We start from the raw sequence: 12,960 nt of genomic DNA, 5'->3' as shown, positions 1-12,960 counted from the left end.
GATCAGCGGGTGATGCCGCGAGTCGACGACTCGATGGAATCGCGAAACACCGCGACTTCCGGGAACTGAGCAGCAGGTCCTGCCAGGTCGGCCAAGGCCTGATCAACTGTCAGCCCTTGGCGATAAACGGTTTTATAAGCACGGCGCAGCGCGTGGATAGCGTCTTCGCTGAACCCGCGACGGCGCATACCCTCGAAGTTCATGCTGCGCGCTTCGGCCGGGTTGCCAAATACCGTGACAAAGGCCGGAACATCTTTGCCGATCGCCGTGCCCATACCGGAAAAACTGTGGGCGCCGATGTGGCAATACTGGTGAACCAGGGTGAACCCGGAGAGGATCGCCCAGTCATCGACGTGCACGTGGCCAGCCAACGCGGTGTTGTTGACCAGAATGCAGTTATTGCCGATGACGCTGTCGTGACCGATGTGGGCATAGGCCATGATCAGGTTGTGATCGCCCAGCGTGGTTTCCGAACGATCCTGAACGGTGCCACGGTGAATCGTCACGCCTTCACGGATGACGTTGTGGTCACCGATCACCAGGCGGGTTTCTTCGCCCTTGTACTTCAAGTCGGGCGTGTCTTCGCCTACCGAAGAAAACTGGTAGATGCGATTGTGTTTACCGATGCGGGTCGGACCTTTGAGGATCACATGCGGCCCGATCACGGTACCCTCGCCGATTTCCACACCTGCGCCGATGATCGACCACGGGCCGACCTCGACGCCGTCAGCCAGAACGGCCGACGGATCGATGATTGCGCGAGGGTCAATCAAACTCATACTTTTTGTTCCGCGCAGATGATCTCGGCCGAGCAGACCGGCTTGCCATCGACCGAAGCCTGGCATTCGAATTTCCAGATCTTGCGTTTGCAGCTGATGAACGTGGCTTCAAGAATCAACTGGTCGCCCGGCTTGACTGGCTGACGGAAGCGCAGTTTGTCCGAACCAACGAAGTAATACAGAGTGCCGTCGGCCGGTTTGACGTCGAGCATTTTGAAACCGAGGATCCCGGCAGCCTGAGCCATGGCTTCGATGATCAGCACGCCCGGCATGATTGGGTGCGCAGGGAAGTGACCATTGAAGAACGGCTCATTGATGCTGACATTCTTGTAGGCGCGAATTCGCTTGCCTTCAGTGTCCAGATCCACCACCCGGTCCACCAGCAGGAACGGGTAACGGTGAGGCAGGTATTCGCGAATCTCGTTGATGTCCATCATTTCGGGGGGAAGCCTATGTAAAGATTGGGAGCGCGACTGACGCGCACTCCTCTAGCAAATCAAGGAGGCAGTCTAGAGGCTGTGCACACTTGATATGGAAATGGTATCAGCCATCTGATGAAGCATTGCCGTCAGGGGTCACTTCCCCTACGCGCTTTTCCAGCTGTTTCAAACGTCGCGCGATGTCATCGAGCTGACGGATGCGTGCCGCGCTTTTGCGCCATTCGGCAGCCGGTTGCATGGCTGTGCCGGAAGAATAGGCACCCGGCTCGGTAATCGAGTGGGTCACCATGGTCATCCCGGTCAGGAAAACGTTGTCGCAAATATCAATGTGCCCGACCAGACCGACACCGCCGGCCAGCATGCAGTGCTTGCCGATTTTGGTGCTGCCGGAGATGCCCACGCACGCAGCCATCGCGGTGTGATCACCAACCTGGACGTTGTGAGCAATCTGGATCTGGTTGTCGAGTTTTACACCATTGCCGATAACGGTATCGGCCAGCGCACCGCGGTCGATGGCGGTATTCACGCCGATCTCCACATCGTCACCGATGGTCACACCACCAATCTGGGCGATTTTCTGCCAGATACCCTTCTCGTTGGCAAAGCCGAAGCCTTCACCACCGAGTACGGCTCCGGACTGGATAACCACACGTTTGCCGATGCGCACATCGTGATACAGCGTCACCCGTGGAGCGAGCCAGCCGCCCTCACCGATTTCACTGCGTGCACCGATAACACAATGGGCACCCAGAGTGACCTGCGCACCAATCCGCGCACCCGCCTCGATCACCACAAACGCACCGATGCTGGCGGTTGGATCAACCACCGCATCAGCCGCAATCACCGCCGAAGGATGAATACCCGCAGTGGATTTTGGCTTGGGATCGAACAAGTGAGAGATGCGTGCATAGGCCAGATAAGGATCCGGCACCACCAATGCATTACCGGCAAAACCCTCGGCGTCCGCTTCTTTGAGCAGCAACGCTGCTGCCTGAGAACCGGCAAGGAATTTGCGATATTGCGGATTTGCCAGAAAGCTCAACTGAGCTGGGCCAGCCTCTTGCAAAGTGGCTAGCCCAGTAATTTGCTTCTCCGCGTCGCCACGCAGGGTGGCGCCGAGGAACTCGGCCAACTGGCCGAGCTTGATAGTCACGGTCATGGGTTACTTCAGCTGATTCATGCGCTCGATAACCTGGCGCGTGATGTCGTACTGAGGCTTGACATCGATGACTGCGCCACGCTCGAACACCAGGTCAAAACCACCTTTCTTGATGACTTCTTCCACGGCGCCATCCAGTTTAGGCTTCAGTTGCTTGAGCATTTCGCGGTCGGCAACGGCTTTGGCTTCGTTCAGTTCCTTGGACTGGAACTGGAAATCACGGGCCTTCTGCTTGAATTCAAGTTCCAGACGCTCACGCTCACCTTGCTGCATCTTGTCGCCACCGGCCATCAGACGATCCTGAATGCCTTTGGCGCTGCTTTCCAGAGTCTTCAGTTTGGTCAGTTGCGGACCGAACTTCTTCTCGGCATCCACGGCGTACTTCTTCGCCGCGTCGGATTCCAGCAAGGCCATCTGATAGTTCAGGACAGCGATTTTCATGTCGGCGAACGCCGGGCCTGCCACCAGTACGGAGGCCAGGAGAACCAATTGAGTCAACTTACGCACGATGCACTCCTACAAAATCCATTGTCGTTATCTTGGGTCAGACGCTTAGAACGTCTGGCCGAGGGAGAATTGGAACACTTGAGTTTCAGCGTCATCCGGTTTCTTGATCGGCATGGCCAACGCGAAGCTCAGAGGACCCAGCGCGGTGACCCAGGTCACGCCCACACCGACGGAACTTGCCATGTTGCTCAGGCTGATGTCATTGCACTTAGTGGCGGAAGTCGAACCGACGGTAGCGTTGGTAGTCTTCTCGCACTTGGAGTCAAATACGTTACCCACATCCCAGAATACCGAAGTACGCAGGGAGCGCTGATCTTTGACAAATGGCAGCGGGAACAGCAACTCGACACCACCCTGGATCAGCACATTACCGCCGAACGGCAGCGGATCCTGATCCGGATCGGCCAGCGTACCTGTGTTACCGGTCTCACCTACACCACGACTTGGCGTGCTTCGCGGGCCAAGCGTACTGTCCTTGAAACCACGAACCGAGTTGAAACCACCAGCATAGTAGTTTTCATAGAACGGCAAGCCGTCAGTCGAACCGTAACCGTCGCCATAACCGAGTTCGGTGTGCAGACGCATGGTGTAGTTTTCGCTCAGCGGCTGGAACAACTGGCCACGGTAATCAAGTTTGAAGAACGACAGGTCGCTGCCCGGAATGGTGCTCTCCAGGGTCAGGCTCTGGGAACGGCCACGGGTCGGCAAAACGCCTTTGTTCAGGGTCGATTCGGACCAGCCGGCCGACGCCTTGAAGTTCAGATAGCTGTCGCCTTCCTTTTTGACGAAGTCAAAAATCTCGTCAACGGTGTATTTACCTGTATTGATCGTGTCTTGCTGAGCAGACAGACCGAAGGTCAGTCGCGAAGTCTCGCTGATCGGGTAGCCAACGTTGACACCGGCGCCCAGGCTGTCTACGGAGTAGCTCGAGATATCGGCATCGAGTTCATCGTAGTCAGTGGTGCGGTAGAACGCGTTGTAACCCAGGCTTACGCCATCGGCGGTCCAGTACGGGTCAACATAGCCGAAGTTGTAGCGGCTCTGGTATTCGCTTCGTGTCAGACCGATGCTGACGCGGTTACCGGTGCCGAGGAAGTTGTTCTGGGTGATCGAACCACCGAGGATCAGACCGGCACTCTGGGCGAAACCGACACTGGCGGTAATCGAACCCGACGCCTGCTCTTCAACGCTGTAGTTCACATCAACCTGGTCATCGACGCCCGGAACGGCCGGGGTTTCGACGTTGACTTCTTTAAAGAAGCCCAGACGCTCAAGACGGGTCTTGGACTGGTCAATCAGGTAAGTCGAAGCCCAGCCACCTTCCATCTGACGCATTTCACGACGCAACACTTCATCTTCCGACTTGGTGTTACCACGGAAGTTGATGCGGTTGACGTAGGCACGCTTGCCCGGATCGACGGCAAACAGGATGTCCACGGTGTTGTCATCATCGTGCGGCTGAGGCACGCCGTTGACGTTGGCGAAGGTGTAACCCTCGTTACCCAGACGACGGGTGATCAGTTCAGAGGTGGTGGTCATCAGCTTGCGCGAGAACACCTGGCCTTTCTGCACCAGCAACAAGGACTTGATCTGGTCTTCAGGAACTTTGAGGTCACCGCTGAGTTTGACGTCGCGAACGGTGTACTTCTCGCCTTCGGTCACGTTGACAGTGATGTAGACGTGCTTCTTGTCCGGGGTGATGGACACCTGGGTCGAAGCGATATCCATGTTGATATAGCCGCGGTCCAGATAGTAGGAGCGCAGACGCTCCAGGTCACCGGACAGTTTTTCACGGGCATATTTGTCATCGTTCTTGAAGAACGACAGCCAGTTGGTGGTCTTCAGCTCGAACAGGTCGGTCAGGTCATCCTCAGGGAAAACCGTGTTACCCACCACGTTGATGTGCTGAATGGCCGCAACGGTGCCTTCGTTGATCTTCACTTTCAGGCCGACGCGGTTACGCGGCTGCGATACCACTTCGGTATCGACCGTAGCCGAATAGCGACCTTGCGCGACGTACTGGCGCTGCAGTTCGTTACGCACACCTTCGAGGGTGGCACGCTGGAAGATTTCGCCTTCGGCCAGACCGGACTGCTTAAGGCCTTTCATCAAGTCTTCAGTGGAGATCGCCTTGTTGCCCTCGATCTCGATACTGGCAACCGACGGACGTTCGACGACCGTGATCACCAGAACGTTGCCTTCGCGGCCCAGCTGGATATCTTGAAAGAAACCGGTTTTGAACAACGCACGAGTGGATTCCACCAGGCGACGATCATCCGCCTGCTCGCCGACGTTCAACGGCAAGGCACCAAAGACACTACCCGCGGAGACCCGCTGGAGGCCATTGACGCGAATATCAGAGATGGTGAAGGACTCGGCGTGAACTTCGGCGATCATCAATACGGTGAGAACCGCAGTTAGCAGCAGACGTTTCATGAAGTCCTTTCTTATTCCAACTGGCAATAAACAAACTGCCGCAAAATGCGGCAGATTCGCAATTCAGCGAAGCGTTACAGTCGACCCAGATCGTTGACCAGAGCAAGCAACATCACCCCGACCACCAAACTGATACCGATCTGTATCCCCCAACCTTGCACCCGATCCGACAAGGGACGACCACGCGCCCACTCGATCAGATAAAACAACAAATGCCCCCCATCCAGTACAGGAATGGGCAGCAAATTCAGAACACCCAGGCTAATACTCAGATAAGCAAGGAAATTCAGGAAATCAGCGACACCCGACTGGGCAGAAGCGCCCGCCACTTTAGCAATGGTTATCGGTCCACTCAAGTTTTTTACCGAGAGCTCGCCGAACAGCATTTTCTTGAGCGAATCCAGCGTCAGGATGCTCATGGTCCAAGTACGACGGGCGCCCTCGCCAATCGCGGCTAACGGACCATAACTGACTTCGCGGATCATCTCCGGCGGCCAGTCGATCGCTTTGACACCTGCGCCCAGATAACCGCTTGGCGCCTTGCTTTCACCGCGCGCTGCCAAAGTGACAGGGACGTCGATTTGAGCACCATCGCGCTCGACCCGCAGCAAGATTTTGGTATCAGGACGCGTACGAACGGTATCGACCACCTGCTGCCAGTCATTGAGCGCCTGACCGTCAAGAGACACCAGGCGATCACCGGTTTTCAGGCCAGCGGCCTGGGCCGGGCCTTTTGGATCAAGCTCGGCGAGCACAGGTGGCAGGGCAGGACGCCATGGACGAATCCCCAGAGAGCGGATCGGATCCGGCTCATCAGCCCCCTTGAGCCATTTGTCCAGCGTCAGCTCACGCGGCGAATCCGCCGTAGAGCCCTGCTCGCGCACTAGCACCTGCAGCGAGCCGCTTTCGCCGAGCCGGCGAACCAGCTGCAAATTGACGGCGGCCCAGCCGGAAGTCGGCTCGCCATCAATCGCGACGATCTCCTGACCTGCACCCAGACCAGCCTTCGCGGCGATGCTGCCGGATTCGACCGCACCGATTACCGGGCGGACCTGCTCACTACCGAGCATCGCCAATACCCAGAAGAACACCAGGGCCAGAAGAAAGTTGGCGATAGGGCCAGCCGCGACAATAGCAATACGCTGGCGAACGGACTTGCGGTTGAACGACTGATCGAGCTGATCAACCGGGACGTCGCCTTCGCGCTCGTCGAGCATCTTGACGTAGCCACCCAGCGGAATCGCAGCGATGACGAACTCAGTACCTTGCTTGTCGTGCCAGCGCAGCAGTGGCATGCCAAAGCCTACGGAAAAGCGCAGAACCTTGACGCCACAGCGACGCGCGACCCAGAAGTGGCCGAATTCGTGAAAGGTGACCAGCACACCCAAGGCGATCAGGGTGCCGGCAATCATATAGAGCGCGCTCATCTACTTTCTCCGCAATCCTGTTCAGTGCTGCTTGAAACTATTGTGTTGCAAAACCTATCGATCGTGACGAGCCAGCCATTGCTCGGCCAGAACTCGCGCCTTCGCGTCCGCCGTGAACACAGCATCGAGATCATCCAGCGCTACGACCGGCTCGAGGTTCAAGACTTCCTCGATGATACTCGCGATTTCCAGGTAACGAACCCGTCCGTCGAGAAACGCTGCCACCGCCACTTCGTTGGCCGCATTGAGCATCGCCGGTGCGCTGTCGCCCACCTCGGCCGCTTGCCGCGCCAGACGCAGGCACGGGAAGCGCTCTTCATCCGGCGCTTCGAAGTCCAGACGCGCGATCGCAAACAGATCCAGCGGCGCGACGCCGGAGTCGATACGCTCCGGCCAGGCCAGCGCGCTGGCGATCGGAGTGCGCATGTCAGGATTGCCCAACTGAGCCAGGACCGAACCGTCGACATAATCGACCAGCGAGTGAATCACGCTTTGCGGATGAATCACCACCTCGACCTGCGCTGGTTTTGCATCAAACAACCAGCAGGCCTCGATCAGTTCGAGACCTTTGTTCATCATGCTGGCCGAATCCACGGAAATCTTGCGACCCATTGACCAGTTCGGATGCGCACACGCCTGTTCAGGCGAAACATGCGCCAACTCACTCATGGGCGTCTGCCGGAACGGTCCACCAGAAGCTGTCAGTAAAATCCGACGGACTCCGACCTTGCTTAATCCACTGGCGAAATCCTGTGGCATGCACTGGAAAATCGCATTGTGCTCGCTGTCGATTGGCAGCAGCACCGAACCACTCTTGCGCACAGCCTGCATGAACAAGGCGCCGGACATGACCAGCGCCTCCTTGTTAGCCAGGAGAATCTTCTTGCCTGCTTCGACAGCCGCCAGCGTCGGACGCAGGCCTGCGGCGCCGACGATCGCCGCCATGACCGCATCGACTTCCGGCGCAGAAGCTACCTGACACAAGCCAGCCTCACCCACCAGCACACGGGTCGTCAGACCGGCTGCACGCAAATCGTCCTGCAAACCGCGAGCTGCAGCGACTTCCGGCACCACGGCAAATTGCGGCACGTGACGTATGCACAAGGCCAACAGTTCGCTGAGGCGCGTGAAACCGCTTAACGCGAACACCTGATAACGCTCAGGATGACGCGCAATCACATCAAGGGTGCTCAGACCAATCGAGCCGGTAGCACCCAGTACGGTAATCAGTTGCGGGCGGCTCACGGCGCAGCCATCCACAGCAACACGGCAAACACTGGAATGGCCGCGGTCAGACTGTCGATGCGATCAAGCACGCCGCCATGACCGGGCAGCAGGTTACTGCTGTCCTTGATGCCGGACTGGCGCTTGAACATGCTTTCGGTGAGGTCTCCCACGACCGAGATAAAGACGATCAGCGCAGCGCCAATCAGACCCTTGAGCAACTCGGCCACCGTCCAGTCACGCACCAGGCCGACAATCGCGGTGATCACCAGGCTCAGCGCCAGACCACCGTAAACGCCTTCCCAGCTCTTACCGGGGCTGACTTGAGGAGCCAACTTGCGCTTGCCAAATTTACGGCCAGAGAAATAGGCACCGATATCAGCGCCCCAGACCAACACCATGACCGCCATGATCAGCCAGTTACCCAGCGGGTACTGCTTGATTTGTACCAGACCTTGCCAGGCCGGCAGCAAAATCAGCAAGCCGATCACCAGTTTGGTGGCCGCACTGGACCAATGCTCGCTGGAACGTGGATAGGTCAGCACCAGATACGTCGCGACCACCCACCACAGCACCGAAGCACCGAGCACCCAAGGTGCGAGACCGGGCAGCACATACATGACGAACAGCATCAACGCGACGACGGCGGCAAAACCGACGCGGAACGATTGTGCAGTGAAGCCCGCGAGTCGCGCCCATTCCCAGGCGCCCAGGCTCACGACCAGACCGATGAACAGCGCAAAACCGGAACCTTCAAGCAGGAAAAACCCGCACAAGGCGATCGGCAGCAGGATCAGCGCGGTGATGATTCGTTGTTTAAGCATTAAACCCGGGCTCCAGCTTCGACCTGTTCGCTCGTTTTACCGAAGCGACGTTGGCGCGAAGCGAAATCGGCCAGCGCATTGCGCATGGCATCGTGTTTGAAGTCCGGCCAAAACAGGTCGGAGAAGTACAACTCGGCGTAAGCCAGTTGCCACAACAGGAAGTTGCTGATGCGGTGCTCGCCACCGGTGCGGATGCACAAGTCCGGCAACGGCAGATCGCCGGTTGCCAGACACGTCTGCAGCAGATCCGGGGTGATGTCTTCCGGACGCAGATGCCCGGCCTGAACCTCACGTGCAAGACGCTGTGCAGCTTGTGCGATATCCCACTGACCGCCGTAATTGGCGGCAATTTGCAGGATGAAACGGTTGGCACCCGCGGTCATGGCCTCGGCTTCGCGCATCGCGACCTGAAGCTCCGGATGAAAGCGCGAGCGATCACCGATGATGCGCAAGCTGATGTTGTTGTCGTTAAGGCGCTTGGCCTCACGACGCAGCGCCTTGAAGAACAGGTCCATCAAAGCGCTGACCTCATCGGCCGGGCGCTGCCAGTTTTCACTGGAGAAAGCGAACAGGGTGAGCACCTCGACCTTGGCCTCGGCACACACCTCGATTACCGCACGAACCGCATCCACGCCCGCCTTATGCCCGGCGACACCCGGCATAAAGCGTTTTTTCGCCCAGCGATTGTTGCCATCCATGATGATCGCGACATGGCGCGGCACCGCGGACGGCGCAGTCTGCTTGGTCTTGTCCATTAAAAACTCGACCCTTATACGGCCATCAAATCCGCTTCTTTCTGCTTGGTAGCCGCGTCGATATCAGCCTCAGCCTTGTCGGTGAGTTTCTGGATATCGGCTGCAGCGCGACGCTCTTCGTCTTCGCTGATTTCTTTGTCTTTAACCAGCTTCTTCAAATCGCCCAGCGCATCGCGACGGATGTTGCGCACGGCAACACGAGCGTCTTCAGCGGCACTGCGTGCCTGCTTGGTGAAGCCCTTGCGGGTTTCTTCGGTCAGGGCAGGCATGGAGATCAGCAACAACTCGCCCAGGTTGGTCGGGTTGAGGTTCAGGCCAGCGCTCTGGATCGCCTTGTCGACAGCCGCGAGCATGTTGCGCTCGAAAGCCACGACTTGCAGGGTGCGCGAGTCTTTTACGGTGATGTTGGCCACTTGGGTAATGGAGGTATCAGCGCCGTAGTACGGCACCATTACGCTGCCCAGAATGCTTGGGTGAGCCTTGCCGGTACGAATCTGACCAAATGCGTGGGCCAGAGAGTCCAGGGATTTCTGCATACGCTCTTGAGCGTCTTTCTTGATTTCGTTGATCATTGTTGACCTTCCTCGATCAGGGTGCCTTCAGCGCCGCCATGCACGATGTTCAGCAGGGCGCCGGGCTTGTTCATGTTGAATACACGCAGCGGCATCTTGTGGTCGCGGCACAGGCAAATAGCTGTCAGGTCCATTACACCCAGCTTGCGATCCAGTACTTCATCATAAGTCAGATGATCGAACTTCTCGGCATGCGGGTCTTTGAACGGATCTGCGGTGTAGACGCCATCGACCTTGGTCGCCTTGAGGACGACATCGGCATCGATTTCGATTGCACGCAGGCAGGCTGCCGAATCCGTGGTAAAGAACGGATTGCCGGTACCGGCTGCGAAAATCACGACGTCTTTGGAGTTCAGGTGACGCATGGCTTTGCGGCGATCATAGTGATCGGTCACGCCCACCATCGAAATGGCCGACATGACGATTGCCGAGATATTCGCACGTTCCAGCGCGTCGCGCATGGCCAGGGCGTTCATCACAGTGGCCAGCATGCCCATGTGGTCGCCTGTCACCCGATCCATACCGGCTTTGCTCAAGGCTTCGCCGCGGAACAGGTTGCCACCGCCGATCACCAGACCGACCTGTACGCCGATGCCGACCAGTTGGCCGACTTCCAGCGCCATCCGATCCAGCACTTTTGGATCGATCCCGAACTCTTCCGAGCCCATCAGGGCCTCGCCGCTAAGCTTGAGTAGAATGCGTTTATAGCGAGCCTGATAACCACTGCCCTGCTGAGCCATTGCGAATCTCTCCTGCGGCGTATTTAAAATTCTTTGCGAGCTGTTTTCAGCTGGCGTTCACTCTAGCTTGGCGCTGCTTCAGCGCCATCGGAACATGGCTTTGTAAGTCAGTTCCAAGTGGAAACCAATAAATAATTGGTTACCCCATCTGAAAAGAGGCTGCGCGCGTGAGCGGGCAGCCTCTTTCGGGCGACAGTTGAAAACCGTCTTACTGCTTGGCGGCAGCCAGCTGGGCAGCAACTTCTTCAGCGAAGTTGTCGACCGGCTTCTCGATGCCTTCGCCTACTTTGAAGTAGGTGAAGGAAACGATTTCAGCGCCGGCTTTCTTGGCCAGGTCGCCGACCTTGATTTCAGGGTTCTTGACGAACGCCTGCTCAACCAGGCTCGCTTCAGCCAGGAACTTGCTGATACGGCCTTTGATCATGTTTTCAACGATGTTTTCTGGCTTGCCAGCGATCTTGTCAGCGTTCAGGCTCAGGAAAACGCCCTTCTCACGCTCAACCGCTTCAGCGGAAACTTCCGATGGCAGCAGGAATTCAGGGTTGGTCGCCGCTACGTGCATAGCGATGTCCTTGGCCAGCTCAACGTCGCCGCCTTTCAGAACAACTGCAACACCGATCTTGTTGCCGTGCAGGTAACCACCAACAACATCACCTTCAACGCGAACCAGACGACGGATGTTGACGTTTTCGCCAACCTTGCCGACCAGTACCAGGCGATCAGCTTCCTGCGATTCGATCAGAGGCTCAACGGTAGTGAGCTTCTCGTCGAATGCTTTTTTGACGCTGGCAGCAACGAATGCCTTGAAGTCGTCTTGCAGAGCCAGGAAGTCGGTCTGCGAGTTCACTTCCAGCAGAACGGCAGACTTGCCGTCTTCAACCAGAGCGATCGCGCCTTCAGCAGCGACGTTGCCGGCTTTCTTGGCGGCCTTGATGGCGCCCGAAGCACGCATGTCGTCGATGGCTTTTTCGATGTCGCCGCCGGCCTTGGTCAAGGCCTTTTTGCAATCCATCATGCCTTCGCCAGTACGCTCACGCAGTTCTTTAACCAACGCTGCAGTAATCTCTGCCATTTTCAAATTCCTCTTGGATAGGTTTTCAACCATTCCACCCGATCGAACGGGCGTTCAATTCTTCCCGAAACACCCTTGTTAGCCGCTGCACGTTACAGATGCTGTAGCTGCGCTGTTAACAAATGGTTTTCGAGGTGGCAAAAAGGGGGCCAAGCCCCCTTTTTGCTTACTGAGTCAACGCCAGGGCGTCAATTACTCAGCTGCAGCTGCCGGAGCTTCTTCAGCTGCGAACTCTACAGTGCCGCCGCCAACATTGCTGCGACCACGGATAACAGCGTCAGCCATCGAACCCATGTACAGCTGGATAGCGCGGATTGCGTCATCGTTGCCTGGGATGATGTAGTCAACGCCTTCCGGGCTGCTGTTGGTATCGACAACGCCGATTACCGGGATGCCCAGCTTGTTGGCTTCGGTGATCGCGATGCGCTCGTGGTCAACGTCGATCACGAACAGTGCGTCTGGCAGACCGCCCATGTCCTTGATGCCGCCCAGGGAGCGATCCAGCTTCTCAAGATCACGAGTGCGCATCAGCGCTTCTTTCTTGGTCAGCTTGGCGAAAGTACCGTCTTCGGCTTGAACTTCAAGGTCACGCAGACGCTTGATGGAAGCACGAATGGTTTTGAAGTTGGTCAGCATGCCGCCCAACCAGCGGTGATCGACGTACGGCGAACCGCAACGTGCTGCTTCTTCAGCAACGATCTTGCCAGCGGAACGCTTGGTGCCGACGAACAGAATCTTGTTTTTGCCCTGGGCCAGACGCTCTACGAAAGTCAGAGCTTCGTTGAACATTGGCAGGGTTTTTTCAAGGTTGATGATGTGAATCTTGTTACGCGCGCCGAAAATGTATTTACCCATTTTCGGGTTCCAGTAACGGGTTTGGTGACCGAAGTGCACACCGGCCTTCAGCATATCGCGCATATTGACTTGGGACATGATAGTTCCTTAATAAGTCGGGTTTGGCCTCCACGTATCCCAATGACCAACCAGTGGCATAACGCCAAAAGCACCCAGGTCATCGTGTCGAC

The 12,960-nt window shown here is 57.2% G+C and carries 13 protein-coding genes; all 13 read right to left on the bottom strand.

What is annotated here, in order from left to right; translation table 11 throughout:
- Window positions 1-2: 2 nt before the first annotated feature.
- The 13 genes from lpxA to rpsB all read right to left on the bottom strand — a co-directional run bounded on the left by lpxA (window position 3) and on the right by rpsB (window position 12,868).
- Complete coding sequence (lpxA, locus tag AB4P97_RS01460; RefSeq protein WP_042557885.1) at window positions 3-779, bottom strand: acyl-ACP--UDP-N-acetylglucosamine O-acyltransferase; 777 nt, start codon at window positions 777-779, stop codon at window positions 3-5.
- Window positions 776-1,216 carry a 3-hydroxyacyl-ACP dehydratase FabZ gene (gene fabZ, locus AB4P97_RS01455; protein WP_042557884.1) on the bottom strand — a complete coding sequence of 147 codons (441 nt, stop codon included), beginning with the start codon at window positions 1,214-1,216 and terminating at the stop codon, window positions 776-778. Before fabZ ends, lpxA begins: the two co-directional genes overlap by 4 nt.
- Before the next feature lie 106 nt (window positions 1,217-1,322).
- Window positions 1,323-2,378, bottom strand: a complete 1,056-nt coding sequence (lpxD, locus tag AB4P97_RS01450) for a UDP-3-O-(3-hydroxymyristoyl)glucosamine N-acyltransferase (protein WP_047299912.1) — start codon at window positions 2,376-2,378, stop codon at window positions 1,323-1,325.
- A gap of 3 nt (window positions 2,379-2,381) precedes the next feature.
- A complete protein-coding gene (locus AB4P97_RS01445; protein ID WP_042557882.1) occupies window positions 2,382-2,885 on the bottom strand; it encodes an OmpH family outer membrane protein in 504 nt (167 codons plus the stop codon).
- Between the two features lie 45 nt (window positions 2,886-2,930).
- The gene (gene bamA, locus AB4P97_RS01440) at window positions 2,931-5,321 is read right to left on the bottom strand and encodes an outer membrane protein assembly factor BamA (RefSeq protein ID WP_042557881.1); all 2,391 of its coding nucleotides are present in this window, start codon (window positions 5,319-5,321) and stop codon (window positions 2,931-2,933) included.
- Window positions 5,322-5,395: 74 nt separating this feature from the next.
- Entirely contained in the window at window positions 5,396-6,748 is a 1,353-nt protein-coding gene (rseP, locus tag AB4P97_RS01435) for a sigma E protease regulator RseP (protein ID WP_047299911.1), read from the bottom strand.
- 54 nt (window positions 6,749-6,802) lie between these two features.
- On the bottom strand, window positions 6,803-7,993 hold the full coding sequence (gene ispC, locus AB4P97_RS01430) for a 1-deoxy-D-xylulose-5-phosphate reductoisomerase (RefSeq protein ID WP_200613715.1): 1,191 nt from the start codon (window positions 7,991-7,993) through the stop codon (window positions 6,803-6,805).
- Window positions 7,990-8,796 carry a phosphatidate cytidylyltransferase gene (locus AB4P97_RS01425; RefSeq protein WP_047299909.1) on the bottom strand — a complete coding sequence of 269 codons (807 nt, stop codon included), beginning with the start codon at window positions 8,794-8,796 and terminating at the stop codon, window positions 7,990-7,992. The genes ispC and AB4P97_RS01425 overlap by 4 nt, the downstream gene beginning before the upstream one ends.
- Window positions 8,796-9,551 (bottom strand): polyprenyl diphosphate synthase, encoded by a 756-nt coding sequence (uppS, locus tag AB4P97_RS01420; protein WP_042557877.1) that lies wholly within the window; start codon window positions 9,549-9,551, stop codon window positions 8,796-8,798. Before uppS ends, AB4P97_RS01425 begins: the two co-directional genes overlap by 1 nt.
- A 14-nt stretch (window positions 9,552-9,565) precedes the next feature.
- A complete protein-coding gene (gene frr / locus AB4P97_RS01415) occupies window positions 9,566-10,123 on the bottom strand; it encodes a ribosome recycling factor (protein ID WP_042557876.1) in 558 nt (185 codons plus the stop codon).
- Window positions 10,120-10,863 (bottom strand): UMP kinase, encoded by a 744-nt coding sequence (gene pyrH / locus AB4P97_RS01410; RefSeq protein ID WP_003222124.1) that lies wholly within the window; start codon window positions 10,861-10,863, stop codon window positions 10,120-10,122. The genes frr and pyrH overlap by 4 nt, the downstream gene beginning before the upstream one ends.
- A 208-nt stretch (window positions 10,864-11,071) precedes the next feature.
- Window positions 11,072-11,935: a translation elongation factor Ts gene (gene tsf / locus AB4P97_RS01405; protein ID WP_042557875.1), complete on the bottom strand. Its 864-nt coding sequence runs from the start codon at window positions 11,933-11,935 to the stop codon at window positions 11,072-11,074.
- A gap of 192 nt (window positions 11,936-12,127) precedes the next feature.
- Window positions 12,128-12,868, bottom strand: coding sequence for a 30S ribosomal protein S2 (rpsB, locus tag AB4P97_RS01400; protein WP_042557874.1), 741 nt, complete (start codon window positions 12,866-12,868; stop codon window positions 12,128-12,130).
- Window positions 12,869-12,960 lie beyond the last annotated feature (92 nt).

The organism is Pseudomonas sp. A1230 (genome assembly GCF_044218825.1).
Lineage (GTDB): Bacteria > Pseudomonadota > Gammaproteobacteria > Pseudomonadales > Pseudomonadaceae > Aquipseudomonas > Aquipseudomonas iridis.
This window is presented reverse-complemented; position numbering and strand designations above follow the sequence as displayed.